Source organism: Paraburkholderia bengalensis (assembly GCF_037126505.1).
GTDB classification, from domain to species: domain Bacteria; phylum Pseudomonadota; class Gammaproteobacteria; order Burkholderiales; family Burkholderiaceae; genus Paraburkholderia; species Paraburkholderia bengalensis.
This window is the reverse complement of record NZ_JACFYJ010000041.1, coordinates 24,169-49,137: the sequence shown is the minus strand read 5'-3', so window position 1 is coordinate 49,137 and position 24,969 is coordinate 24,169. Positions and strand designations below refer to the sequence as shown.

At 62.2% G+C, this 24,969-nt stretch carries 21 protein-coding genes and 1 pseudogene; 20 read left to right on the top strand and 2 right to left on the bottom strand.

Going from position 1 to position 24,969, the window contains the following annotated elements; genetic code table 11:
• Window position 1: 1 nt before the first annotated feature.
• The 14 genes from tssI (at window position 2) to H3V53_RS23035 (ending at window position 17,230) form a co-directional block, all read left to right on the top strand.
• Window positions 2-1,927, top strand: coding sequence for a type VI secretion system tip protein TssI/VgrG (tssI, locus tag H3V53_RS23100; protein ID WP_336599932.1), 1,926 nt, complete (start codon window positions 2-4; stop codon window positions 1,925-1,927).
• An 8-nt stretch (window positions 1,928-1,935) separates the two neighbouring features.
• Window positions 1,936-2,658: a toxin-antitoxin system YwqK family antitoxin gene (locus H3V53_RS23095; RefSeq protein WP_336599931.1), complete on the top strand. Its 723-nt coding sequence runs from the start codon at window positions 1,936-1,938 to the stop codon at window positions 2,656-2,658.
• Window positions 2,659-2,678: 20 nt separating this feature from the next.
• Window positions 2,679-3,065, top strand: a complete 387-nt coding sequence (locus H3V53_RS23090) for a PAAR-like protein (protein WP_054922168.1) — start codon at window positions 2,679-2,681, stop codon at window positions 3,063-3,065.
• A 13-nt stretch (window positions 3,066-3,078) separates the two neighbouring features.
• Window positions 3,079-3,339, top strand: coding sequence for a hypothetical protein (locus H3V53_RS23085; protein ID WP_054922166.1), 261 nt, complete (start codon window positions 3,079-3,081; stop codon window positions 3,337-3,339).
• 58 nt (window positions 3,340-3,397) lie between these two features.
• On the top strand, window positions 3,398-4,315 hold the full coding sequence (locus tag H3V53_RS23080; protein ID WP_419539558.1) for a substrate-binding periplasmic protein: 918 nt from the start codon (window positions 3,398-3,400) through the stop codon (window positions 4,313-4,315).
• A gap of 30 nt (window positions 4,316-4,345) precedes the next feature.
• Entirely contained in the window at window positions 4,346-5,620 is a 1,275-nt protein-coding gene (locus H3V53_RS23075) for a dicarboxylate/amino acid:cation symporter (protein WP_336599929.1), read from the top strand.
• Window positions 5,621-5,629: 9 nt separating this feature from the next.
• Window positions 5,630-6,331 (top strand): cysteate racemase, encoded by a 702-nt coding sequence (gene cuyB, locus H3V53_RS23070; RefSeq protein ID WP_336599928.1) that lies wholly within the window; start codon window positions 5,630-5,632, stop codon window positions 6,329-6,331.
• Window positions 6,328-7,755 (top strand): dicarboxylate/amino acid:cation symporter, encoded by a 1,428-nt coding sequence (locus tag H3V53_RS23065; protein WP_336599927.1) that lies wholly within the window; start codon window positions 6,328-6,330, stop codon window positions 7,753-7,755. Before cuyB ends, H3V53_RS23065 begins: the two co-directional genes overlap by 4 nt.
• A 128-nt stretch (window positions 7,756-7,883) precedes the next feature.
• Window positions 7,884-8,276: a hypothetical protein gene (locus H3V53_RS23060; RefSeq protein ID WP_336599926.1), complete on the top strand. Its 393-nt coding sequence runs from the start codon at window positions 7,884-7,886 to the stop codon at window positions 8,274-8,276.
• Window positions 8,273-9,607 carry a type VI secretion system baseplate subunit TssK gene (gene tssK / locus H3V53_RS23055; protein WP_336599925.1) on the top strand — a complete coding sequence of 445 codons (1,335 nt, stop codon included), beginning with the start codon at window positions 8,273-8,275 and terminating at the stop codon, window positions 9,605-9,607. The genes H3V53_RS23060 and tssK overlap by 4 nt, the downstream gene beginning before the upstream one ends.
• 73 nt (window positions 9,608-9,680) lie before the next feature.
• A complete protein-coding gene (locus H3V53_RS23050; protein WP_054922154.1) occupies window positions 9,681-10,433 on the top strand; it encodes a DotU/TssL family secretion system protein in 753 nt (250 codons plus the stop codon).
• Window positions 10,434-10,521: 88 nt separating this feature from the next.
• Window positions 10,522-14,691 (top strand): type VI secretion system protein, encoded by a 4,170-nt coding sequence (locus H3V53_RS23045; protein ID WP_336599924.1) that lies wholly within the window; start codon window positions 10,522-10,524, stop codon window positions 14,689-14,691.
• Window positions 14,688-15,839 (top strand): type VI secretion system protein TssA, encoded by a 1,152-nt coding sequence (gene tssA / locus H3V53_RS23040; protein WP_336599923.1) that lies wholly within the window; start codon window positions 14,688-14,690, stop codon window positions 15,837-15,839. The genes H3V53_RS23045 and tssA (H3V53_RS23040) overlap by 4 nt, the downstream gene beginning before the upstream one ends.
• A 128-nt stretch (window positions 15,840-15,967) precedes the next feature.
• Window positions 15,968-17,230: a hypothetical protein gene (locus H3V53_RS23035; protein ID WP_336599922.1), complete on the top strand. Its 1,263-nt coding sequence runs from the start codon at window positions 15,968-15,970 to the stop codon at window positions 17,228-17,230.
• A gap of 80 nt (window positions 17,231-17,310) precedes the next feature.
• Here H3V53_RS23035 and H3V53_RS23030 read toward each other — a convergent pair whose 3' ends face one another.
• Window positions 17,311-18,561 (bottom strand): hypothetical protein, encoded by a 1,251-nt coding sequence (locus H3V53_RS23030; RefSeq protein ID WP_336599921.1) that lies wholly within the window; start codon window positions 18,559-18,561, stop codon window positions 17,311-17,313.
• 483 nt (window positions 18,562-19,044) lie between these two features.
• Between H3V53_RS23030 and H3V53_RS23025 the strand changes: the two genes are divergently transcribed.
• Complete coding sequence (locus H3V53_RS23025) at window positions 19,045-19,248, top strand: cold shock domain-containing protein (protein WP_054922143.1); 204 nt, start codon at window positions 19,045-19,047, stop codon at window positions 19,246-19,248.
• 319 nt (window positions 19,249-19,567) lie between these two features.
• On the opposite strand, the pseudogene H3V53_RS23020 reads toward H3V53_RS23025, so the two are convergent.
• Window positions 19,568-19,807, bottom strand: a pseudogene (locus H3V53_RS23020) (CBS domain-containing protein); the annotation flags it as partial.
• A gap of 337 nt (window positions 19,808-20,144) precedes the next feature.
• On the opposite strand from H3V53_RS23020, the gene H3V53_RS23015 reads away from it, so the two are divergent.
• The 5 genes from H3V53_RS23015 (at window position 20,145) to tssC (ending at window position 24,956) form a co-directional block, all read left to right on the top strand.
• Window positions 20,145-21,152, top strand: a complete 1,008-nt coding sequence (locus H3V53_RS23015; protein WP_336599920.1) for a hypothetical protein — start codon at window positions 20,145-20,147, stop codon at window positions 21,150-21,152.
• An 85-nt stretch (window positions 21,153-21,237) separates the two neighbouring features.
• A complete protein-coding gene (locus H3V53_RS23010; RefSeq protein WP_336599919.1) occupies window positions 21,238-21,741 on the top strand; it encodes a DUF3455 domain-containing protein in 504 nt (167 codons plus the stop codon).
• Window positions 21,742-21,843: 102 nt separating this feature from the next.
• Window positions 21,844-22,866: a type VI secretion system protein TssA gene (gene tssA / locus H3V53_RS23005; protein WP_336599918.1), complete on the top strand. Its 1,023-nt coding sequence runs from the start codon at window positions 21,844-21,846 to the stop codon at window positions 22,864-22,866.
• 37 nt (window positions 22,867-22,903) lie between these two features.
• Entirely contained in the window at window positions 22,904-23,428 is a 525-nt protein-coding gene (tssB, locus tag H3V53_RS23000) for a type VI secretion system contractile sheath small subunit (protein WP_336599917.1), read from the top strand.
• Window positions 23,429-23,438: 10 nt separating this feature from the next.
• Window positions 23,439-24,956 carry a type VI secretion system contractile sheath large subunit gene (gene tssC / locus H3V53_RS22995; RefSeq protein WP_336599916.1) on the top strand — a complete coding sequence of 506 codons (1,518 nt, stop codon included), beginning with the start codon at window positions 23,439-23,441 and terminating at the stop codon, window positions 24,954-24,956.
• Window positions 24,957-24,969: the final 13 nt, after the last annotated feature.

The following is a 24,969-nucleotide window of genomic DNA, read 5'->3' as shown; positions in this document are numbered from 1 at the left end:
CATGTCCACCGTGCCCAGCCAGGCGAACTGTTTTGCATCCGTCTCGACACCGTTCGGGACGGACGTGCTGCTGCTCGATGGTTTCGGCGGACGCGAGGCCATCTCGGAGCTGTACCACTTCGATCTGCGCATGCGCTCGACCAACAAGGCGCTCGATCCGCAGCAGATCGTAGGCAAGAGCGTGACGGTGACGCTGAAAGACCACACGGGCGCCACGCGCTATTTCAATGGCATCGTCACGCGCTTCGCCCATGCGGGCGCGGACGTGCAGTACGGTTTCTATTCTGCGGAACTGGCGCCGCGCCTGTGGCTGCTGACGCTCGGCCAGGATCGCGTCATCTGGCAAAACCAGAGCGCACTCGACATCGTCAAGCAGGTGCTCGGTGCCTTTGGCGTGACCTTCGAGGACGGGACGAAGCACGCTGGCAACTATCTGGTGCGCGACTATTGCGTCCAGTACGACGAAAGCGCGTTCCAGTTCATCTCGCGCCTGATGGAAGAGGAAGGCATTTTCTACTTCTTCACCTTTGCGGACGGCGCGCACACGATGGTGCTGGCGGACGACCCATCCGCACACGAAGCGACGACGGCCGGCACGCTCTATTTCGCACCCGATTCGAGCATCGGTCCCCAAGCACAGCGACTCAGCGCATTCGAAATGTCGCGCGGCGTAGTGGCCGGCGAGCATATCGTCAGCGACTACGACTACACACAGGCGGCCACCTTGCTGTCGTCGTCGAAAGGCACGTCGAGCATTCCGACCGGGTCGCGCTTCACGTTTCCCGGCAAATACGTCGCTGCGTCGCACGGCGACCAGATCGCCGGAACGCTTCGCGAGGCGCACAACGTCGGGCAGCAGACGGGGCACGGTGAAGGCGGCTACTACGGCCTCACGGCAGGCACCACCTTCACGTTGAGCGGCCACCCCGACAGCGCGCTCAATGTCAGCTACGTGGTACGTGCCGTGCGCCACGCCGCTTCGAACCTGATGTATGGCAACGAGTTCGACGTGTTTCCTGCCACCGTGCCGTTTCGCGCGCCGCTCGTGACACCAAGACCCGTCGTGTCGGGCACGCATACGGCGAAAGTGGTCGGGCCGTCGGATGAGGAGATCTGGACCGACGCCCAGGGGCGCATCAAGCTCAAGTTCTACTGGGATCGCACGCCCGATGCCGATCAGAACAGCTCGTGCTGGGTTCGTGTCGCGCAGGCATCGGCGGGACCGGGCTGGGGACATCTGTTTCTGCCGCGCATCGGCGAAGAGGTTGTCGTCAGCTACGTCGACGGCGATCCCGACCGCCCGCTCGTGACAGGTTGTGTTTACAACGGCACAAACGCGGTGCCCGTGACCTTGCCGTCGATGCAGACGCAAAGCGTGATCCGCTCCCGTTCATCGAAAGGCGGCACGGCGGGCAATGAAATCCGCATGGAAGACAAGCTCAATTCCGAAGAGCTTTACGTCCATGCGCAGAAGGACATGACCGTCGAGATCGAAAACGCGCTTTCGACCACGGTCAAGGCCGGCGCGGAAACGCACGTGGTGCAGAAGGGCGATCGCAGCGTCGAGGTCAGCGAGGGAAAGGAGACGCATACCGTCAAGGGTACGCGTACGGTCGACGTGACGGGCGATGAGAGCCACACGAACCACGCGGCGTTCACGCACAACGTCAGCGGCGATCACACGCACAAGATCGACGGCAACTACACGTTGAAAGTAGGCGGCAACCTTGTGATCGAAGTCACCGGGTCGATCAGCATCAAGGCGGGGACATCGTTGGCGAGCGAGGCGGGCACGTCGCACGCAAGCAAGGCGGGCACGACGCTCAGCAACGAAGGCATGACGGTTTCGCACAAGGCCTCGGCCACGCAGACGGTCGACGGCGGTGGTCAGCTCGCCCTCAAGGGCGGCATCGTCCAGCTCAACTGAGAACGCCCATGTCGACGCCAACGCTTGCCGGCAGTTTGCCGCCCCGTACGGACGAGGTCGAAACCGTCGTGGTCGAGACGCATGACGCAGAGGGCAACCTCGTCAACCGCGCGTCGCTCGCCCGGGGCGTGCCGCACGGCGAAACGGTGAGTTATGCGCCCAACGGCACCGCTCTCTCGCGCGCGAACTATGTGCACGGCCTGCTCGACGGCAGTCTGCGCATTTTCGACGGACAAGGCCAGCTGGTGCAGGAGGCACAGTATCGCAAGGGCAAGCTCGACGGCGTGACATGTTTCTATCAAGCCGGGCGTCTTGCGAGCCGTAATCACTATGTGAGCGGGCTGCTGCACGGCGAGAGCGCGACGTATGCGCCTTCGGGGCTCGTCACGTCGCAGATGACATACGAGGCGGGAAAACTGGAGCGCGAAGCCGTGTTCATGCACGACGGCGTCGTGGTGAAGCGTGCGCGCTACAGCAAGGGCAAGCTCGAAGGGGAGACGCGTGAATATGCCGCCAACGGAGCGCTGGTTCAGAGCTCGCCGTATCAGGCGGACCTGCTGCACGGCACCGTGCGCCGCTTTGCACCGGACGGCACGGTGATGCAGGAACGGCTCTACCGGCAGGGTAAGCCGCACGGCGAGTGGCATGCGCCTGATACGGGCACGCCGCAGGCGGGCAGTGCGCGCGGACCGCGTCTTGTCAGGAATCTGGAAAAGTGGGTCAGAGGATAAAGGCAGGGGAAGAGGCAGATATGGGGATTCAGGTGACTTCGGGCACCACGCTGCAATGCAGTTTCGGCGTCGCGCCGTCGGCATTGCAGGTGCTGCCCGTCAACCGGGTGATGTGCGGCGCGCCGGCGGCCAACATCATGGACTGCGCGCCGATGGTCAACATCATGCCGTTCGGGCAATGCAGTTCGATGGCCAACCCCATGGTGGCCGCCGCCACGGCTGCCGCCCTGGGCGCGCTGACGCCGATGCCGTGCATTCCCGTCACGCCCGCGCCGTGGGCGCCCGGCTCGCCGACGGTGCTGATCGGCTCGATGCCGGCGCTGCAGAACTCGTCGAAGCTGACCTGCGCGTGGGGTGGCGTGATCCAGGTCGTCGCGCCGGCGCAGTTCACCACGATGACCGCCTGAACGCGAGGAGACCATGCAATACGTTTTTTCGATGACTTCGCGGATGGTGACGATTGCCATCACCTGCGCAGTCCTGCTGTGCGTGCTTCTGTTTCTGCTGGGTGTGGAAATCGGCGCGCGCATGAATCATTCGTCGCCTGCGACGGAAACGGCCACCTACGAGGCACGCGTGTTGCCGCCCGTCGCCGCCACCGCTCCGCCCGCTGCCGTCGCGCAACCGTCATCGCCGGCTACCGCGGACATCGCCGCGCTTCCCGCTTCTTCGACTCCCTGAAATCGGTAATGTCATGTCGTGTTCTCTTTTCACCCCCGTCTGCAACGATCCGCGCGTGATGCATGGTTGTCGGCGCGCGCTTGGCAACTTCCTCACGGGGGTTGCGTTGCTGGTTGCAGGCGTGACTGCCCAAAGCGCGTCCGCTGCAACAGCGCAGCCGGTTGGCGCGCCCGCCGTGGCGGCACCTGCCAGCGCGCCCGTTGTCACCTCGACAGGTCTCGTGCAGATGCCGGATGGCCGCCTGCTTGCACCCGAGTTCGCGCGCATCATCGGTCGGGGGGAACTCGTGGTTGCCGTTCTATCCGTCGATCAGCCGCCGTTCTTCGAAGAGCATGACGGCAAGCTCACAGGGCTCGATATCGATCTCGCCCGCGAAATGGCGGCCAAGCTCCACGTCAAGGTGCGATTCAATCGCGATGCACACACGTTCGACGACACGGTGAGCCTGCTCGCGAAAGGGCAGGCAGACATCGCAGTCAGCAAGCTATCGCGGACGTTGTCACGCGCGACGGTGATTGCGTTTAGCACGCCCTATTTGCGCCTGAAACGCGCGCTGCTGCTCAACCGCGTGAAGTTCGCGCAACTGGCGCACGGCCGCTCCGTTCCGGAAGTGGTGCGTTCCTATGACAGCACCATTGGCGTAGTGGCGAACTCGTCATACGCGGGTTACGTGGTCAATAACTTCCCGCACGCGCAGGTTCGCAGCTACGCGACCTGGGAGGATGTGCTCAAGGCACTCAATGCTGGCGATGTCACCGCCGCGTATCGCGACGAGTTTGAAGTGAAGCGGGTTCTCAAGGTCGACCCCACGGCGTCGCTGCGGTTGCGCGTCGTGACGCTGCAGGATCTCGAAGACACGCTCGCCATTGGCGTCAACGTGAACGAGCCGGCCCTGCTTTCGTTCGTCAATCAGTTCCTCGCTGATCGCAGCACGAAGCTGGACGTCGGTACCGTCCTGCAAGCCGCCGATCACTAACCCATCTAGCGCGCAAAAGAGAACAGAACAATGAATTCCAGCAGGATCTACGCCTTTGTGCTCAATCCGTGGGTGGTCATCGGCAGTCTCGCGCTCGGTGGCGCTTTCGGTCTGTTTGCACCTGAGGCGTCGCAGAAGCTCGGCTTTCTCGGCGACGTCTACGTCGATCTGCTGAAGATGACGACCTTGCCGTTCATGATATCGGCGGTAATCTTCAGCTTGCAGCGACTCTTTCGCGACGGCGGCACCTCGCGGCTGCTGATGCGTGTGGTCACGGTATTCCTCGGCGCATCGCTAACGGTTGCGGTTGTGGGCGCAATCGTGCTGCTGGTCATGCATCCCGGCGCAAATATCTCGACGGCAACGATGCAGACATTCGGCCTGATGGTGGGCAGCGACAGTTCGTCGAGCGACACGGTGATGAACCTGTATGGCGCCGATTTGCCTCAAAAGACGCTCAATTTCTCCGACGTGCTGACGAGCCTCGTGCCGACCAACATCTTCGCCGCGCTCGCGAACGGTGACGCACTGAAGGCGCTCGTCTTCGCACTGCTGTTCGGTCTTGCCGTGGGGCGGGTGCCGGAGCGTATTTCCGTCGGGCTTAGCCAGTCGCTGGAAACCATCTACCACGCTTGCCAGAAGCTGATGCACTGGCTGAGCTACGCCTTGCCCCTCATTCTGTTCTGCATGAGCGCCGCACAGTTGGGCAAGTCCGGCGTCGGACCGCTGCACGCGATGCTGCAGTTCGTGCTGGCGTTCTTTGTCACTTCGGCGCTCCTGCTGGTGCTTGCAGCCGTCATTATCTGGAAGCGTTCGACGCATAGCCTCGGCAAGACGCTGGACGCATTGCGCGCGCCGTTTGCGCTCGCACTGGCTACCCGCAACAGCGCGGCGTGCATGCCGAGCATGATCGAAAGTCTCGTCGATAACCTCGGCTTCGCCCGTTCGCGCGTCGAACTGCTCGTGCCGCTGACGATCTCGCTGTTGCGTGTCGGCCCGATGGTCTACTACGTGTGCGCGACGCTTTTCATCGCCCAGTTGTACGGCCATTCGCTCGGCGTTGTCGAGGTCGTTACCGTGCTGCTTGCGTCGGTGCTGGCGGGATTCGCTTCAGCAGGCATGACGGGGCTCGTCACCGTTTCGCTGGTGGGTATGACCTGCTCCTATCTGCGACTGCCGTTCGAAGCTGCGTTCATCCTGTTTCTTGCTGTCGATCCCATCTGTGACATGCTGCGCACGCTGATTCTCGTGATCGGCAATGCGGCTGCGGTTTCCGTCATCTGTCCTCGTCCGCTGAAGATCTAGGACCCGCCCATGGCACTCATCGGCATTCTTGGCGGCATGGGGCCGCTTGCGACCGTGGACTTCATGGACAAGGTCGTGCGGCTCACGCAAGCGAGCCGCGACCAGGAGCATCTTCCGCTCCTGGTGGCGAACCTTCCACATATCGCAGACCGTTCGAGCGCGATTCTCGGCAATGGTGCCGATCCTCTGCCAGCGCTGCTCGCGGGCATCGACATGCTGAACAGGAACGGCGTCGGGCTGATCGCGATTCCGTGCAATTCGGCGCATCACTGGTATCCGCAGATTCGTGCGCACAGTGCTGCCCCCGTGCTGAATATCGCCGAAATCTGCATAGCGGCGGTGCCATCGACAGCACGACGCGTCGCTGTGCTCGCGACGGGCGGCGCACTGGTGTCCGGTTTCTATCAGCGCGCCCTCACCGAACGCGACATCGAACCCGTCACGCCCGATGAGACGGTGCAGCCGCTCGTCGCCGCGTGCATTGACGAAGTGAAGTCCGCAGACCTCGATGCCGCCGCAGCACATCTCGAGCGTGCTCTCACGATGCTCGCCGAACAGGGCGTGACGACGGCGTTGATGGCCTGCACGGAAGTCCCGCTGGCAGCGCAGCGTGTCGCCGCATTGCCAATCGCGTTGATCGACAGTTCGCTCGAACTGGCACGTGCCACCGTCAAGTATGCGTGCGAGCGCGGCTGGAATCGCCCGCAATGAAAACGCTTCGCACGCTCTCGCAAAGCACGCTCGGCCTTATCGTCTGCCTGGCGGTGGGTGGCCTGTGCGGTGTGTTTGCCGAGCCTGTTGGACAATTCGCGTATTTCGTTGGTCAGCTGTATCTGTCAGTCGTTAACATGGCGGCGATCCCGCTGCTCGTCGTGGCGACATTCTTCGGCCTCCGTCAGGTCATCGCGTTGCCGAAGCCGCGCACGCGGGTTGGCACGATCGTTGGTCTTGCGCTCGGGCTCGTGGTGGTCAGCGCGATCGTCGGCACGCTCCTGGGCGTGCTCATCATGCCGGGCGAGCACCTGTCCGCAGCCGCGCATGCGCACCTTGGCGAACTCGTTCTCAAGAGCGCCAGCGATGCGGAAGAAGTGCGCGTGACGTTGTTCGACCACGGCGGCGGCAGCGATGAAGCAGCCAACGGCGTATTCAGCATCGCCGATATTTTCCCCGACAACTTTTATCGCGCGCTCGCGGAAGGGCGCTCGCTCGGCATCCTGACGGGCACGCTTCTGTTCGGCATGGCGTTCGCCGCGCTCTCGCGCGAGAAAACAAAGATGCTGAGCAATGTGTTCGAAGGTGTCTATCGCTCCCTCGAAACGATCATCGCGCATGCGAATCTGCTGATCCCGGTGCTGGTGCTTGGCGTTGCCGCCAATCTGACGTCGCACACGCAAAGCGCCACGCTCGGTGCGATGAGCGGCCTGCTGCTGTGCTTCGCCGTGTCCACAATCGTGCTCTCGACGGTGGCAATCGGTACGATCGCTACGCGCGCGGGACAGCCGTTCCTGCGCGTGCTCAGCAGCCTGAAAGCGCCGCTTCTGATCGGACTCACGTCGGGCAGCGCCACGGCGCCCATTCCCCATACCATCGAAGCGATGAGCGGGCGCCTCGGATTCAGCCGAGGCGTCGTAGAACTGGTCGTACCGTTCGGCTCGGTGTTCGTTCGGGCTGGCTCAGCGTTGTACTACACGCTGGCGACGGTGTTTGTAGCCAACCTCTACGAACGGCCGCTTGGGCCGGGTGAGATCGTGGTGATCTGCGCCGCGTCGGTGATCGCTGCATTCGTATCGGCCGGGCAGAACGGTGTCGCGACGGTCGGCTATACGGGTCTGGTGCTGTCGTTGCTCAATCTGCCCGTCGAGGCCGCAGGCATTCTTCTCGTCACGGTCGATCTGATCTGCGAGGGGCCACGCAACGTGTTGAGCCTGCTTTCGGTGTGTACGGTGATCGCACTCGTCTCGGCGGGCTTGCCATCGGAACGGGCGGCCGCCGTCGATACGCGAGGCACAGTCGTCGAATTGAACCCGGTGTTGCGCTTCACGTTCACGCGCGGACAGCTGGTGCTTGCCGTGGGCTGCGTCGTGATGGTGGCGTCGCTGATCGTGGTGATGGGAATGGGAGTGGGAGCGAGATGATCAACGGTCGGATGCGCGCATTCACGCGCGACTGGACGCGCTCATGCAGGCAACTGACGAAGGGCACAACGGGGCTCCTCGCAGCAGTGTGCCTTGCTGGGGCGCTCGGAGGATGCAGCGTCCTCGGGATGAGCGGTGAGAAGGCGAAATGGTCACAGGTGACATTGAGCGCCAGCGACGAAGTCAACAACAACAGCGCTGTGGCCGTGGACATCGTCCTCGTGAGCGATGACGCGTTGCTTGCCCGCATTGCCGAGATGCCGGCCTCGAAATGGTTTGCGGGACGAAACGATCTCGTGAGTACCTACCCGAAGAATCTGCGGTATCGCGGCTGGGAGATCGTGCCGGGCCAGCGCGTCGAGGTGAGCGGCGATGATTTTGCCGGGCCACGCGTTGCCGGCGCATTTGTGTTTGCCAATTACGAGGGTCCAGGCGCGCATCGCGCGCGGATCGAGCACTTCAGCGGCCACATGGTGGTGCAGCTCGAAGGCAACAACTTTTTCGTTCTGGATGCGAAATGATGCATGACGCCAACATGGCGGTGACCGACCGTATCGAATGGTTCGAGGGCATGCTGCTCTCGCCGCAGCATTTTCAGCAGATGGCGTCGCGTGTCGATTCTCTGGTTGCATGGCAGACGCTTGCAGCCGCGCCGTTCAGCTGGGGCGTGCGGCGTCTCGTGTTCGACCACGGCCTGTTGCCCGCCGGGCTGCTGCGTGTACTGGAACTCGACGCGATCATGCCCGATGGCACGGCCGTGACCTGGCACGCGGAAGCGGAAGGCGCGGTGCGCCTTGAACTGGCGCTCGAACCGTTCGCGGCCGCGCTCTCGAATGGTCCGATCGATTTCTACCTGGTGTTGCCTGTAGCGGCCACGATGCGCCGCAGCGCGCAGATCAAGCGATTCCGTTCGAGTGCGAGCGCACCCGTCGAGGATCAGGTTTCCGATGCGCCGCCTGTCGATATCCCGCGGCTGATGCCCAATCTCGCGCTCACGGCGGGCGAACTGCCGTCGGCGATGCACGTCTATCTGCGGCTTGGTTCGCTGTACAAGGACAACGAGGTGGTGCGGCTCGGCGAGCATCTGCCGCCGCTGCTGGAAGTGGCGCGCGACAACCCGCTTTGGACGAGCGTGGCGTCGCTGCTCGGGCAACTGCGCGGCAAGGCTGCGTTCGTCGCGCGGCAAACCGCGAATCCCTCGTCGAAAGTCGACGACCGGCTGACGCAGCTGGAACTCAAGGACCGCTTGCGCAGCCTGCTCAGTGCGTTGCCGTTAGCCGAAGCGACGCTGCGCACGCCGCATCTTCATCCGCTCTCGCTGTATCTGTCACTGGCGGCGCTCAACGGATCGCTCGCGATGCTCAAGCCGGGCGGCCTGCCGCCCGTGCCTGCCGACTACGATCACGCCGATCCGCTGTCGGTATTCACGCCGCTGTTGCGCTCGCTGCGCGAATCGATGTCGGAAGTCAACGAAGAGTATCGCGAGCACAAGTTCGAATTCCGTCACGGCGCATTCGAAATCTCGCTGCATCCGGACTGGATCGGCGAGCGGCTCGTGGTCGGTCTGCGCGGCCAGTCGGATCGCGATCTGCTGGCGTGGATGGACGGCGCCGTCATCGGCTCGCAGTCGGTCTATGCGTCGTTGCGCAGTCGCCGTGTGCTCGGCGCCGCGCGGCGAGGCATCGATTACGCCGAGGATCTCGGCTTGCGCTCGGGCTCGGGCTACCTGCTGTTCGAGGTTCAAGCCGAGCACGCGCTGGTGCTGGCGAGCGAACTACTGGTGATCGGCAACCCCAACGAAGGTGCGAGTGCGCAGCGGCCGCAGGAAATGCTGCTGTTCGTCAAGGGATGACACGCGCCATGATGGCGATCACGACAGCGACCACATACGCGCACACACAGGCAACGATCAAGGCAACCTGAGCATGGCACGCAACCGACCCGAACCCGAAGAAGACGATCTCGTGACGGAACAGTTCCGCACGTTTCTCGACGAGCTCGTCAGGGCGCAGACGCGATTTTCCGAGTTGCCCGATGCCGACCCGGACCTCGCCGCGCAGAGCATGAGTCGTCATCTGCTCGATCTGCTCGAAATCCAGACGCTGCAGTCGCGGCGTGACAGCACGCGCTTCGAGATGGAGACGATCGCCGACGCCCGCTATCTGAAAGCGGTCCTCGCCGACGAAATACTGCTGAACTCGCAGTGGTCCGGGCGTGATCGCTGGACGGGCTATCTGCTCGAATCGACGCTGTTTCGCACCAACGTCGCCGGCGATCAGATTTTCCGTCGCATCGAGCAGCTACTGTCGGACCGCGAGCCGTCGGACCGCAATCTTGCGCGGCTCTACCTGTTCGCGCTGGCGATGGGCTTCCAGGGGCGCTTTCGCGATACCGACGCGGCGGCGCGTCTGCGCAGCTATCGCGAGGAACTCTACGAGTTTGTTTATCAGCGCCGCCCGGATCTCGGCGGACGCGAGCGCGTGTTGTCCGAGGCCGCTTATGGGAACACGCTGTCGCACGTCGCGCCGCGCAAACTGCCCACCGTGAGCCGCTGGACCGTGATTCTGATGCTCGCCGCAGTGTCGCTGCTGGCGATTTCTGAAATGCTGTGGCTGTGGCAGTCGTGGCCCGTACGCGACGCGCTGCATGCCGACCCGGTGACGGGGAGAAGTTCATGAACGTTCGCTGTTATGTGCCAGCTTTCGGGCCTGACGCTGTGCCTCCGATGCAGTCGCCCGGATGCCTGTCATGTGTGGGAGTGCGTCCATGCTGACAAGCAACCTGTTTCTGCTTTCGGTCGCGCTGCTCACACTCGTGGTATGCGTCGTGCTGGGCGCCGTGCTGTATTTCGCGGTCCACGGTTCGCATGCGAAGCCGCAAGCCGAGCGCAAGATCGTACGTCTGCGCTCGGACTCGCTGCGCAGCGCGTTTCGCCAGGCAGTCGAACTGATCGAAGGCAATATCGCGACGCGTGCCGAGCGGTACAACATTCCGTGGATCATGATCCTCAACGAAGGAGACGATCCACGACCGCTGCCGATCGCCCAGGCGGGCGTGGCCAGCGTGCTCGGTGCTGACGCAGCGAGCCCCGCTGCGACGCAAGGCATCTCGTGGCATTTCTTCGACCGTGGCATCGTGGTCGATATCAAGGCGGCCTATCTCGGTTCGCCGGATGACGATGGCGATGGCAAGCCGTGGGACGAGTTTCTCAGCCTGTGCCGCAACTACCGGCAGCAACGGCCGTTCGATTCCGTTGTGATCACGGTGCCGGCCGCCACGCTGCTCGCGGACAACACGGATGCGCGGCTCGAACTCGTGCGCCACGCGAAGCTCGCGCATCGCCGTCTCTGGCTCGCACAGAACCGCTTCGCGATGCGCTTTGCCGTCTACGTGGTCATCACCGGTTGCGAGGCGTTGCCCGGCTTCTCGACCTTTGCGCGTGCGCTGCCCGAGCCGATGCGGGCCAGCATGCTCGGCTGGTCGTCGCCATACGATCTCTCGACGACCTATCAGCCCGACTGGGTCGACACGGCGATGAACAGCGTGATGCGGTCGGTTTCGGATGCAAGCGCCGAACTCTTCGCACTTGATTCGGCACATCTCGACGCGCGGCAGTTCCTCCAATTGCCGTCGCGCATCGATGCGATGCGTGCGCAACTGCAGCTCTACGTGGATGAGTTGCTGCGCGCGAGCGCGTATCACGAACCGTTCTTTTTCCGTGGCATCTACCTCACAGGCGACGCGAGCGAATTCGCGCAGTGGAGCGTGACGCAGGGCGGGGATTCGTTGGCGCAACTCGAGGCGTTGCCCCCGGCATCCGGGTCGCAACGCGACAGTGTCATGTTGTATGCGGAGGGCGCCGCGGATGAGCTCGCCGATGCCAACATGGGCGACGGAAGGCAGGAACCGGGCGGCGCAATCAACAACCTGATGTTGCAGCCTGCGTTCCTGCGTGACCTGTTCGAGAAGAAAATCTTCCTCGAATACGGACTGACGCGCCCGTCGCGCTCGCAGCATCTGACACGCCCCGTGATGAACCGCGCGCTGCGCTGGGGCAGCATCGCGTTGCTCGGTGGCTGGGGCATCGGTCTGGTCGTCGCTACCGTGCAGCTAGGCCATCGCAATGGCGAACTCGTCGCCGCGCTCGCCTCGCTGCGTCGCGATGCAGGCGAGCGCGCCGCGGCTGCGCAGCAAGGCCAGGAACTTCCCGCCGACTGGTATCGCCGCAAGGCACTGGCGCTCATCGTGCTGAACCAGAATCTGAAAACCGACAGCACGTGGACGGTCTTCATGCCGGGCTCGTGGAGCATCGTCGACGATCTGAATGCACGCGTGAAGGAGCGCTTCGAGCGGGAGTTCGGCGAGATCGCCGTCGCCGCGCTCGAGCGGGAGATGTATGCACGGGTGAGTCAGTTGACGGGCGTCGGGCGCGATCCGAGCACGGGACAGCTGATCGCGGGCGACGACTGTACGGCGCCAGGCGGCATGCGTGCCGATGCCAGCGCTGCACCGAGTCTTGCCGTCGAAGACCTGCCGCAGATGCGCGCATTGCAGCTTTACGTGAACAACGTCGACCAGTTCGACGCCGCGTTGCAGGCGCTGCAACGGCTCCAGCATCCTGCCGCTGATAACGCCGACGCGTTGCGTCTCGTGGTGCGCTACGCGCTGGGTGCGGAGCTTCAGGGCAACGTATCCGGGAGCCTGCCGTATTTTTATCGCGAGCCAAATGGACTGACGGCTGCGCGCACGTCGGGTATCGATCTCGTGCCCGTGCAACAGGCGCTGCGCTGTACGCTCGACAAGGGCGCACAGCAGGTCGATAACGGACTGTTCACGAACAACCCTCTGCTGGTCGCTGAGCGTACGGTGACGGACAACCTCAACGCGCTTTCCGTCTCCGACGCAGGCGCCAGCGACTTCCCGAAACTCACGGCGGGCTATCGGGCGGTCGTGACGGGTATCGATGCGCAGCGCGATCTGCTCGCTTCGGGTAAGGGAGGGTGGCTGCATCAGGCGCAATTCGCGCCGGGACCGGTCTACGATCGCACGCTCATGCGCGCCGCGCAGAACCGGCTGCTCGGCGCGGACCTCGCGGCACAAATCCGTCAACGGGACGACGCGGGCTTCCAGGCTTTCCGCAGCGAACTGGCGCTGCGTTTTGGCGGCACCAATAGCGGAATCGTCTGGAGCGACAAGGATGCGCGCTACAGCATCTCGCCCGATCGCGCCGCCATGCGTGACAGTTTGTCGAACCTGTTGAACCAGCCGTTCATGGTCGCACCGCGCAATCGCGAGTTGCCGACCTTGGCCGACGGCTCGACGATTGCGTGGGACCGCACGCAACTCGACCAGGCGCTGGCGCTTGGCGACGTACGCAAGCGCTTCCTTGCCGAAGGCATGAACACGATGCCCGCGGCAATGCGCCCCGCGATCGAAGAGGCGCTCGATCTGCAGTTCGCGCGTCTGATTCTCGATCAGACGGCGGCTGCGGCGACCGTGACGACAGCGCAGAGCGATCAGGACAGCGCCGCGTTCGACGCCGCGCGTGGGCGTCTCGCGCGCATCGAAGCGCTGCTGACCGAGCTGGGCGCAAACGCGCAACTCGAAGACCTGCACATGCTCGTGTCGGCTGACGCGATCGCGCATCTGCAGCGCGTCGACAATGCGCTTACGCAGTCGGAGCTGTACATGACGCGGCAGGATAGCGGCAACGATGGCGCGCGTAGCGGACGCTCGCCCGTGCTGGCCGCGTTCGGCGTTCCCGACGCCGCTGCGCTCGCACCGTATCTGGACCAGCAGGCGGCGCGGGCGTTGTCGCTCGGCAAACAGGCTTCCGTGTATCTGGCCGCGCTCGACGCGAGCAGTGCGACAGCACCGCTGGTGCAACGCTGGCAGGCTATCAATCGCGATCTCGAACGCTACCAGCTCAAGAATCCGAACAGCAGCCTGTTGCGTCTCGAACAGTTCGCGCTGTCCGTAGCGGCAGACCCGGGGCCGGCTGGCTGCATGTCGAAATTCACGGGGCGGCCTTCCACGAATGGTGAAGGCGACTACTTTGCGATCCTGCACGCGCGGCTCTATGACCGGTTGCTTGCACGTTGCAGTGAGTCTTACGTGTTCGACCTGCGCCAGCGATGGGCGAATTTCGCCTCGGCATTCAACGAGACCGTGGCCGGTCGTGAACCTTTCGACAACAGCAGCGTAATTCATGTCGCTACACGTGCGGACACGGTATCGGCCGATTTCGGTGAGCTTGGGCAGGTGCTCAAACGATATGCGCCTGTATCGGAGGCGTTCCATGCAACGCGTGGCAATGCTGCGCAGGCGAGCGTGGCGGGCGGCAAACTGCGCCAGTTCATCGACAATTTCGATCAGGTCAGAACGCTGCTCGCGCCGCTGTATCCATCCGACGACGGCGCGCCCAACGGCTACGACCTGAATGTCGAGTTTCGCGCCAACCGTGGCGGAGAGATCGCGGCCAACCAGGTGATCGACTGGACGCTGACAGTCGGCTCGCAAAGCATTTCGATGAATGAAGCGCCGCACACGGTGCACTGGGACTACGGCACGCCTGTCTCGCTGATGCTGCGTTTTGCGAAGGATTCACCGCTCACGGCAACGGCCGACCCGCAGCAGCGTGCGCTGTCGACGGATGGCCGCACGCTGACATGGCAGTTCTCCGATCCGTGGGCGCTGATTTCGTTCATCAACCGCCAACGCGTCGCCGATACCAGCCCGCGCGGCGACAGCACCGCGCAGTTGCTGAAGTTCGATTTCCCGCTTGGCACCGTCGATCCCGCCAATCTCGCTCTCTTGCCGAAGCAGGCGCACGGACGCGTGTTCGTGCGGCTTGCGCTGATGCCTGCTGGCAAGAAAACACCGTTGCCGTGGCCCGGCAGCTTCCCGGTGCGCGCACCGGACTGGACCGCGTTATGAAACAGTCATATCCGATGGATGTCGCTACCGGCCTCGAAATCGATCTGGAGGCGCTACTTGCGCCCGTGCCGGAAGGGGATGGTGCAGGTGTGTCGCTGCGCTATGAACCTGTGTACCAGCAGATTCGCGATGCCCGCACGCAGGACGATGCAAGCGTGCCGATGGGGGAATGGGAACGTCCGCTGATCAAGGCGGACTGGAAGTGCGTCGCGGCGCTTGCAACGCAAGCACTCTGCACGCGCAGCAAGGATTTTCAGCTTGCAGCCTGGCTATGCGAAGCATGGACCCATCAGCACCGTATCGAAGGTTTCACGGCGGGCACGCGGGTAATGGCGATGCTCGCGGAGCATTACTGGCAAAACGCATGGCCCGCGCTCGAAGAAGGCGACGCGGATGCGCGTGTCGCGCCGTTCGTCTGGCTCAACGACACGCTTGCCCTGGTGCTGACCTTGTATGTGCCGCTCCTCACCATCGAAGGGCGCGAGCCCGCACACGTGAATCTGGACGAATGGCAACGCGTCATCATGGAAGGCAGTGATGAAGACGGTGCCGAACTCACGCGAGACCTGCTCGACAAACATGTCACGCAAGGAGATAACCTCGCGGCATTGACAAGGCTGCATCAGCAGCTCGAGATCGCGCATGAGACCTGGCGCGGGTTCGAACGTCTGCTCGACACACTGCTGCAACACGATGCGCCGCATCTTGGGCGTGTGACAGACGTATTGATGCGGCTTTCGCGTGCCGTAACCAGCCTGCTGGGCGACCGTGCAATGCCTGTGGCGCCACCGTCGCCACAGCCGGACGTACCGGCGATTCCGCCAGACAACGTTGCGCATACGAGGGCGGAGCGGCCGTCCTGGGAGAACGGAATGAGTGATGTGTTGCAGGATGCACCGGTCGGATCGCAGTCTGCCGTGTCGCGCGAGAAATCGGCTTTTGGGGGCATCGAGAGCCGCGCTCACGCGTATCAGCTGATCGAGCTGGCGGCGCGCTATCTGACGGAACACGAGCCGCACAGCCCCACGCCATTCCTGCTGAAGCGCGCGGTGGCCTGGGGTCAGATGTCGCTGCCCGAACTCATGCGTGAGGTTGTACGCACTGACGGCGACATGTCGCGGTTCTTTGCGTTGCTCGAAGTCGACTAGTCCGCTCTGGTGCATCGGGCGTGCCGCTCGCCACGTCATTCACATTCCGCGCAGGTCGTTTGAGCGCGTCGGATTCATTGAAAACAACTCGTCGTCCGCTCTAGCGCGGGCGGTATGGAGAGGCTGCGATGGCAGTAGGTTTCGAGTTCGCGACTGGCTGGGATATCTACAAGTTGAACGACGGAGTCAATCCCGTCCACGGTACCGCTATCAACGACCAGTGGATTGCGGCGAACACCACGAGCTACCCGAAGGCTGCCGTCGTGCGAGGTGGGCTGGGCTGGTCGATGACGGTCGACGGAACAGAAATCGAATGGGTGGTAAAGGAGGTGGAAGAGAACGCGGCGGGAGCGATTCAGCTGACACAGGTCATGAACGACCTGACGCGTTTTGTGGGCATGCTCAACAAGCGCAACATGCAAACCTTCCTGACGGCGGCCGATTTCCCGATCGGCACTTTCCGCGCGCCTAACGACCGCTTCATCATCCATATCAAGCAGGACATGCGGATGAAGCCAATCGAGGCTATCACGCAAGTGACGGGCGGTATCCGGCTGGCACGCGTGCGCAAGCTTTGGCGGCTACTGGCCGATCCAAACTCGAATTTCGCGAAGGTGATATTCGGTGGCGAAGGCACGGGTGCTCAGGGATATGCAGGCCTGCTCAAGCCCATCATCCTTGACCACACGAACATGTACGACCCGAACTGGCCCCGTCACGAGCCGAGTGCGAAGATGCGTGGGTTACTGACAATGATCATGACCTACCTCCGGCGCGGCTACTCGCCGACCCAGCAGGGCGTGGGGGCAGTGAAGTACCTTTTCCTGCTGATGTCCCGCACCAGCTTCGGCGCGCTCTTCAAGGACCTGCCGGCGGAGGAGCAGATGCACTACCGCGGCGCTGAAGGAAAGGCGCAATGGGTCGAGTATGTGTGCACGCACCTGATGTCGAGAATGTCGAACATGCCGGCGACGGGGGTCGATCCGGACGGAATGGTCGTCGAACGTAAGATTACCGACCGTGGAAACCTGTCGACCGCGCCAGTGACGCTACCTATCACCCGCAAGGCGTGGCTGGAGGGGATGGTAGACGGCAACGACCTTTTGAGCGCGGCTGCGCACCCGTTGGGCGGCGACGACAACGATCTGTGGGCGGACAGTAACCCCGAGCTCGGTCATCGTCTGCGCGGGCTTGCGGGGTTGGGTGACAAGATGGATAGCGTGATGTACGGAGGGCGTGAGAACAAGGCGGCCATCATTGAATTTCGCGCCAGGCAGGCCGCACTCGAATATTCTCTGTGGCCAGGATACGCCGCGGCGATGCACAGATTCATCACCGAAATCAACGAAGGCGAGCGGCATGGTGTGATAGACCTGGCGCCACTTGCCTAAGAGCAAATGTATTGAATTGAGGTGCGTATTCATAGCGGAAGCTAAGCGCGCAAACAGCTCGTGTCGCGGGGATGCCTTCGTCAAACCATGCCAGTCGGGCGGACCGGACTAAACTTGGGAAAAAGCACCTTGTCCTGAGTGCGCGTGGCGTGGAAGGCGGCATGGGCGCTAGTCGCATCGTGCGCAGTTGCGAACTCGATAAAATGCCACCGCTTCCCGGTATGAGGATCCCTGAAGTCGAGCGGATCGTGTGCAACGAATCTGGGGAGCGCGCGGAACTGCTTGCGGACCTCCTTATGCTCAGAATTCGTCGAGCAACCGATGCCAAGTACCACAGCCTCGTTACGGACTGCGAGTATTGCGCTTGGCTGGATATTGCCTTTGATCAACAGTTCCCGGGTACGCAAGACATCTCGCATTCCAAGATATGCCTGCCCGGCGATATCGTCGGTGGTGTGGTGCGCGTTGACGAGGACGTCGTCCGGTGAAGCATGGAATGAGGGGTCCTGAAACTGCGCCCGCGCAGCACGCGGTGTGTGAAGGTCATAGATCAGATCATCGTTCACCATTGCCAGGTCTACCGTCACAGCGCCGTACAAACTATTGAACGCGTATCCACGCGTTGAAATTGCAGGGTGGTTCGATACTCCTGTTGAGACGAAGCGCTTACTGCCTCCCCAGCCGCGCGTATGTGAAAGGATTTGTTGAGCTATTGTCAGGTCGGTATTCACGACCACTGCATGCATGTGGCCACCGATCTCTTTTTCAATTGCCTGATCGTTTTGCAAGACAGCCATTAAGGGAAACCCTCTCGCGAGGTTCATCGCGTCAAATCCGTTCAGTCCGCGACTTACATATCGACGCACGAAAGTGCGAGTGTGGTTGACGAATATATAGTGCCGCTTGTGCGGATCATCGCGGCGATAATAGATGTCCTTTCCATTTACCCGTCTCGCGCCTGTTGTCACGAACCTCGAATCCTCCAGAAAGATCATGCCGATTTTCCGCTTGATCCCTCCTATTTTCCCGAAAACGTTATAACTGTTGCCTATCCGCTCGAGTTCTACGTTTCCATCCGTATTGCGCATGATGTCCTGCAGAAGTGCGGGCCAATCTCCAATATTCAGGTAGCGCTTCTCATACCGGTGAAGAACCTCGTGTACTTTTCGTCCACGCACACCAAGTTCGGCCTGCATCACGCGCAGTGCAAGTCCGCTTTCGGCTTTGCGGATGCTCTTGTCATCACTAAACGCCGCCGAAAGATATGCAATGATCGGATCGAAGGCGCGGTCGACATTCCGGGCCGGTACGAAAAGATATTTATCGCGCATTTTCTCTCTCTTTTTCTAGGAATTTTGGCTCACGCTACAGGCATAACATTACCCAATCAAGTCATTGCGAGCAACGCGCAATCAGCGGGGCTCGTTGGTGCATCGATCGGTGCCTCCTGGTCACGGTCGCGCGCGTGGAATGCCGGTGCGAAGGACCGCGCCACGTATCTGGTTGCCGGCAGTCCCTCTGCCAATGCGCCTGCCTCCAGGAAGACCGCGAAGCCTGGTAATCAAGTTGCTACTCCCATAATGAAAGATCCCGACCTTCGGTGCGGGTTAAGGCCGACCGCCTACTCAGGCGATCGGCCACTTTTTGCTTCCTGCGAGCAACGAGAGGACGACGAAGGATCATGATGAAAGGGCCGAACGTGTGCGGTACGCCACCTTCGTGATTTTGCGCGGGCGCAGAAGTCGTGATAAAAGAGCAGTCCGCGTCAGGCACGGCGCCGTTGGCGCGTAACATCAAATCAGGACATTCAGGAAATGGCAACAGGTATTGTGAAGTGGTTCAATGACGCGAAGGGATTTGGCTTTATCACGCCGGACGGTGGCGGGGAAGATCTGTTCGCACACTTCTCGGAAATTCAGACGAGTGGCTTCAAGTCGCTTCAGGAAAACCAGAAAGTATCGTTCGAAGTAAAGCAAGGCCCCAAGGGCAAGCAGGCAGCGAACATCCAGCCGCAATAAGCTCTTCAGGCGATGCGGCGAACTGGATGGCCTGTTTGTTGAGGCCATCTGGTTTCTGGAAGCGCCGGCAGCTTAAGGCTCGTAACGACGACGATCCGGTCCGCGGGGCTGCGCCACGAACCGACGCTTTCCCGAAGGAAAAATATCAGACAGTTGGGGACTGTATCCCGCCTATTTGGGAGAGGACCGGCCGTTACGCCCGGATTCATCGCGTCTTTCGTTGCCAGTGTGCAATCCACTGAAACTCAAGAGCTTGTCATAACAGGACCGTCTGCCGCAAAAGTTTCAGAGCTTTGAGTTCATCCAATCGCCCCGTACGGGCTTTACCTGCCAGCGTCTTGCGCAATGCTTCCGCAATCGGACCGATGCCGTGAAGCCCAGCGGAGACAGCGCGAACAACAATGTCGCGATCCCTGAGCATGCCGTTCAGACGTGGTCCGTCGCAGACTGGCAACGCTCTCACGTTCAGGTCGTCCATCAGTTTTTCCGTTTCGCTTAAGGTCTGCGTCGGTCCAATCGCGGCGGCGTCTCTTGTCGTTACATCCGATACTGCAGTCATGGTGTTCCCGGTAATCGCCATCATGGCCCGGTTGCCAAAGCATCGCCCGTTCCTCGCATCTCAACGGAACGACTGCTGGTTTCGCAGCACCTTCAAAGATTCGAGATGACGGTACTCGTGAACGTACTCCCGCCCACGCGCGCTTTCACGCTATCCCCTGTGAAGCGATCGGTCTGCCGGACTCGAACGCCGAGCATTTAGCGAGCGTGCGGCGTGAACCGTGAGGCGAGCGCGTCGCACCGTTCGCGCCGCGCTAGTCTGGCTGATGCAAGAATGCACGGAATAATGCGGCCCCATCGGATGTTCTGAATTAGACATCTGAACGGAGGAACGCGACATGACCGATGATAGCCGTAACGCCAGGCCCGCGGAAATCAGCCCCGATTCCCTTACACGAATCGCCAGAAAGACCGTTTCCAAACTGCGCGCACGAATCGCCGAAAAGCCGCAGCAGGACATGTTCGGGAAAGGTGAACTTTGGCGCAGACATCAAAGCGAAAACGAACAGATCGAGGCTATCGATAAGCTCTCGCGAGCGAATCTTGCCCGCCTGCGGGCCAACCTGAAGATGCTTCGCCCCCTCGAGCACGACTTCGTTACGAAGTTCGACAAGCGGCCGTTCTACGCGACCCACTTCACACCCGCCAAGCGTGACCGAGACGGGGAAACCACGTTGTATTCGCGCAAGAAGCTGATCGAAAAGGGCATCACTTTCGATCTGACACATTCGCAGGCAGCCGATCTCGCCGAGGCGGCCAACGACGACTACGTATTCTTCTCGCTCGAATGTGGCCGCACGCCCAAGAAGACCAGCAGCCGGTTCGGGGACGTGCTGTACCGTTTCGATCTTCAGTCCTCGCGGGTCGGCTCGCGCTTCGAACATGCCTGGCTGAGCCTCAACGACATGGTCGCGCCTGCGAACAACGGTCTCCAGCGTCGCGTTCCCGGACTCCCTGAAAGCGATTACCTGACGGTCAATAAGGCGGTCGACGATTACAACAAGCCGACCTATGTCTTCTCGGGCGGCTCGATGATGGTGGGCGTGGCGTTATCGATCGTAGAACTCACGCGCAAGTTAACCCCGGATTCCCAGCGCAAGCTCCTTTCAGCGCTATCCGACGATGACACCGACAAGACCCTCAACGGCCTGTTCAGGCCGGAACTCAAGCTCGCACGGTTCCTGATCACCGACGATTTCGAAAGGCATCTGGATGAGAGCAGCGGCGCCGCACCGCCGTCGCCTGTGCCGACCTACATGGACACCCTGGACGCGTACCACGGTGGAACCCATCGCGGCTCGGATTCCGACTCCTCCTCGAATTACAGCCAGGAATCGATGGAATAGCCTGCGGGGCTCGGGTGTTATGAAAGGGCCAGCGCAAGTCTCACCAGCGCGGCGGCTTCGAAACAGGGATTCAGGAGAGCACGAGATGAAAGGACTGTCACGCACTATGCACGCCTTGAGCGGCGTCACTTTCATCACCGTCGCGTGCGGCGCGGGCGCACAGGCAGCGTCGATCGATTTACCCGATGCCCAGCCGCTGCTGCGAACGACTGCATCGGGCGAACAGATCTATTCATGTGAATATGGAGCGGATCACGTGCTCGGCTGGGTATTCAAGGCGCCGCGTGCCACGCTTTCCGATGAGAGCGGCGCACCCGTCATCGAGCATGGGGCGGGACCGTCCTGGCAAGCCGGGGACGGCAGCCGGATCGAAGGCCGCGTGCTTGCACAACGTCCGGGCAAGGCGCCGGGCAGCGTGCCTGAATTGCTTCTCGAAACGCGCTCGACGGGCACGCCGGGATTGCTGGCTTCGGTGCGCCGCGTGCAGCGCGTCAATACGATCGGGGGCGGAAAGCCGCAAACGCCGTGCACGCAGGAGCACGAGTCGGCCGGTTCGCCTTATACGGCCACCTACATTTTCTATCGTTAGCGGATCCCGTTGAGCCCGCATCAAAGTATTTCGCTGCCAGACAATTAGGGTAGCGAACGATAGCCATTGGCTGGGTCTGATACCTTTCATCCTAAAGCTGATATGAACAACGAGCTCATTACGCATCAGAGCTGGAATCGCTGGCTTTCACCGCTCACGGACGATGCCCCCTGCGGGCCCGACCTCGAGTACGACCATCAGTTTCGCGAGCTGGAAGAGGCGATCAAGGGCCGCCCGGAAGCAGAGTATGGCGCGACGCTCGTCGCCGCAGTGCCGGCCGACTGGATCGTCGTGGACTCACTCGGCACGGCGCTGATGGAGCGCACGCGGGACCTGCGTGTGATCGTGCCGCTGACGCGTGCCCGTCTGGCTCGCGAAGGCGTCGAAGGACTGAGCGATGGACTCGCCCTCACGGTCGCACTGCTCGAACAGCAATGGCAGCACGTGCATCCTCAGCTCGATGCTGGCGACGCGGACGATCCCACCGCGCGCGTCAATGCGCTTGCCGCATGGGTCGATCCCGCTGGCTTGCTTGCCGAACTGGCGGACACGCCGCTGCCCGGCCAGGGGCAGCCGGTCACGCTGCGCGAATGGGGATACGCCAGCGGCGATGCCCGCGCACCCGATGCTCGCGCGACGCGTAGCGCGTCGGAAATCGAGGCGGCGATCGCGGCTACACCTGAAACATCGCTGCGCGCGAAGGCTGCTTTCGATGCCGCGGCCGCTCACGTCGAGGCGATCGAAGCGCTTCTGTCGGCGCGTGTCGGCGCGGCGCGGACACTCGACCTCGCTCCTTTGAAGACGCTGTTGCAGCGGGCGAGATCGCTTTTCGCCGGATGTCTCGGGAATCGCACGGAGACACCCGTGCCGGGCGAGGGCGTATCGATGGCTGCCGGGTCGGGCGACGTCATCCACAGCCGTGCAGACGTGGCGGCGACGCTGGCGCGCCTGTGCGAGTACTACGCGCGTCACGAGCCTGCGAGCCCCGTGCCGCTGTTGCTCGCGCGCGCCATCACCCTGATCGACAAATCGTTTATCGATCTGATGAAGGACCTCGCGCCGGAAGGACTGGCGCAACTCACCCAAGTGGTCGGCGTATCGGCGGTCGAGTCGTTCGACGACTGAGCCTCACGCCTCGCTTATCAACCCGGAGAACCGACAGATGGCCAAAGAGAGCAGCCAGAAGTTCATCGCGCGCAACCGCGCGCCGCGCGTGCAGATCGAGTACGACGTCGAGGTGTACGGCTCGCAGAAGAAGGTCAATCTTCCTTTCGTGATGGGCGTGCTGTCCGACTTGTCGGGGCAGCCGCACGAGGACTTGCCGCCTGTCGCGGAGCGCAGGTTCCTCGAGATCGACATCGACAACTTCGATGAACGCCTGCGTTCGATGAAGCCCCGCGTCGCCATGCAGGTCGACAACACGCTGACCGGCGAAGGAAAGATCGGCGTCGACATGACCTTCGAGAGCATGGACGACTTCGAGCCCGCCGCGATCGCCCGCAAAGTTGAGCCGCTCGCGAGACTGCTCGAAGCGCGCAGTCAGTTGCGCAACCTGCTGACCTACATGGACGGCAAGACGGACGCCGAAAAGCTCGTCGCGCGGCTGCTCGAAGACCCGGCGCTCATGAGTTCGCTGGCCGCCTCACCCAGGCCCGGCGAGCATGCCGAAACCCAGGACACCGAATAAGGGAACGACGATGGCAGAAACCAACTTCGATCAATCCGTCGAGCGCGATCGACAACACGCCTACGAAGTGGACGACGCAAGCCCGTCCGGCGAGTTCCAGCAACTCCTGCAGAAGGCGTTTCGTCCTCGCTCGGACAAGGCCCGCGAGGCCGTCGAAAGCTCGGTGCGCACGCTTGCCGAGCAGGCGCTGCTTGACACGCAGCGCGTGTCCGACGATGCGCTCGCGACCATCGAAGCGCTGATTGCGCGTATCGACGAAAAGCTGAGCGCGCAGATCAACGTGATCCTGCATGCGGAGCCTTTTCAGAAGCTCGAAAGCGCATGGCGTGGCCTTCACTACCTCGTCACCAACACCGAAAGCGACGAGAGTCTCAAACTGCGCGTGATGAACGTGTCGAAGGCAGACCTGCATCGTTCGTTGCGCAAGTACAAGGGTGTGGCATGGGATCAGAGTCCGCTCTTCAAGCGGCTCTACGAAGAGGAATACGGCCAGTTCGGCGGCGAGCCGTACGGTGCGCTCGTGGCCGACTATTACTTCGACAACAGCGGCCCAGATGTCGATTTCCTCACGCAGATCGGCAGGGTGTCGGCGGCGGCGCACGCACCGTTCATCGCCGGCGCGGATCCTGCCGTCATGCTGATGGATTCGTGGCAGGAACTTGCGAACCCGCGCGATCTCACCAAGATCTTTCAGACGCCCGAGCACGCCGCGTGGCGGTCGCTGCGCGATTCCGAGGACTCGCGCTACATCGGTCTCGCCATGCCGCGCTTTCTCGCGCGCACGCCCTATGGCGCGAAGACGAGTCCGGTCGACGAGTTCGATTTCGAGGAAGACACGGCAGGCACGGATGCATCGAAATACGCATGGGCGAATGCCGCCTATGCAATGGCCGCCAACATCAACCGCTCGTTCAAGACGTGGGGATGGTGCTCGCGCATTCGCGGCATCGAGTCCGGTGGCGCGGTCGAGAACCTGCCGGTCCATGCGTTCCCGACCGACGACGGCGGGGTGGACATGAAGTGCCCGACCGAGATCGCCATCAGCGACCGTCGCGAGGCCGAACTCGCGAAGAACGGTTTCATGCCGCTCGTGCACCGGAAGAACTCGGACTTCGCGGCATTCATCGGTGCGCAGTCGCTCAACAAGCCGATCGAATACGAAGACCCCGATGCCACCGCGAACGCGAATCTGGCGGCGCGTCTGCCATATCTATTTGCGTGCGGCCGCTTTGCTCACTATCTGAAGTGCATCGCGCGCGACAAGGTGGGCAGCTTCAAGGAGAAGGACGAAATGCAGCGCTGGCTGCAGGACTGGATTCTCCAGTACGTGGATGGCGATCCGGCGAACTCGTCGGAAGAGACCAAGGCGCGCCGGCCGCTGGCCGCGGCGGAAGTCGTCGTCGAGGAAGTGGAGGGCAATCCGGGCTACTACACGTCCAAGTTCTTCCTGCGGCCGCACTACCAGCTCGAAGGCCTGACGGTGTCGTTGCGGCTCGTCTCGAAGTTGCCTTCCGCAAAAGCCGCCTGAGCGGCACGCACGC

Bases quoted from the DNA above. Each gene is read 5' to 3' on its own strand.
- H3V53_RS23030 (WP_336599921.1), bottom strand. From the start codon at position 18,561: ATGCGCGATAAATATCTTTTCGTACCGGCCCGGAATGTCGACCGCGCC.
- tssA (WP_336599923.1), top strand. From the start codon at position 14,688: ATGAAACAGTCATATCCGATGGATGTCGCTACCGGCCTCGAAATCGAT.
- H3V53_RS23025 (WP_054922143.1), top strand. From the start codon at position 19,045: ATGGCAACAGGTATTGTGAAGTGGTTCAATGACGCGAAGGGATTTGGC.
- tssI (WP_336599932.1), top strand. From the start codon at position 2: ATGTCCACCGTGCCCAGCCAGGCGAACTGTTTTGCATCCGTCTCGACA.
- cuyB (WP_336599928.1), top strand. From the start codon at position 5,630: ATGGCACTCATCGGCATTCTTGGCGGCATGGGGCCGCTTGCGACCGTG.
- H3V53_RS23010 (WP_336599919.1), top strand. From the start codon at position 21,238: ATGAAAGGACTGTCACGCACTATGCACGCCTTGAGCGGCGTCACTTTC.
- tssB (WP_336599917.1), top strand. From the start codon at position 22,904: ATGGCCAAAGAGAGCAGCCAGAAGTTCATCGCGCGCAACCGCGCGCCG.
- H3V53_RS23080 (WP_419539558.1), top strand. From the start codon at position 3,398: ATGCATGGTTGTCGGCGCGCGCTTGGCAACTTCCTCACGGGGGTTGCG.
- H3V53_RS23075 (WP_336599929.1), top strand. From the start codon at position 4,346: ATGAATTCCAGCAGGATCTACGCCTTTGTGCTCAATCCGTGGGTGGTC.
- H3V53_RS23095 (WP_336599931.1), top strand. From the start codon at position 1,936: ATGTCGACGCCAACGCTTGCCGGCAGTTTGCCGCCCCGTACGGACGAG.
- H3V53_RS23050 (WP_054922154.1), top strand. From the start codon at position 9,681: ATGGCACGCAACCGACCCGAACCCGAAGAAGACGATCTCGTGACGGAA.
- H3V53_RS23060 (WP_336599926.1), top strand. From the start codon at position 7,884: ATGAGCGGTGAGAAGGCGAAATGGTCACAGGTGACATTGAGCGCCAGC.
- H3V53_RS23085 (WP_054922166.1), top strand. From the start codon at position 3,079: ATGCAATACGTTTTTTCGATGACTTCGCGGATGGTGACGATTGCCATC.
- tssC (WP_336599916.1), top strand. From the start codon at position 23,439: ATGGCAGAAACCAACTTCGATCAATCCGTCGAGCGCGATCGACAACAC.
- tssK (WP_336599925.1), top strand. From the start codon at position 8,273: ATGATGCATGACGCCAACATGGCGGTGACCGACCGTATCGAATGGTTC.
- H3V53_RS23090 (WP_054922168.1), top strand. From the start codon at position 2,679: ATGGGGATTCAGGTGACTTCGGGCACCACGCTGCAATGCAGTTTCGGC.
- tssA (WP_336599918.1), top strand. From the start codon at position 21,844: ATGAACAACGAGCTCATTACGCATCAGAGCTGGAATCGCTGGCTTTCA.
- H3V53_RS23065 (WP_336599927.1), top strand. From the start codon at position 6,328: ATGAAAACGCTTCGCACGCTCTCGCAAAGCACGCTCGGCCTTATCGTC.
- H3V53_RS23015 (WP_336599920.1), top strand. From the start codon at position 20,145: ATGACCGATGATAGCCGTAACGCCAGGCCCGCGGAAATCAGCCCCGAT.
- H3V53_RS23035 (WP_336599922.1), top strand. From the start codon at position 15,968: ATGGCAGTAGGTTTCGAGTTCGCGACTGGCTGGGATATCTACAAGTTG.
- H3V53_RS23045 (WP_336599924.1), top strand. From the start codon at position 10,522: ATGCTGACAAGCAACCTGTTTCTGCTTTCGGTCGCGCTGCTCACACTC.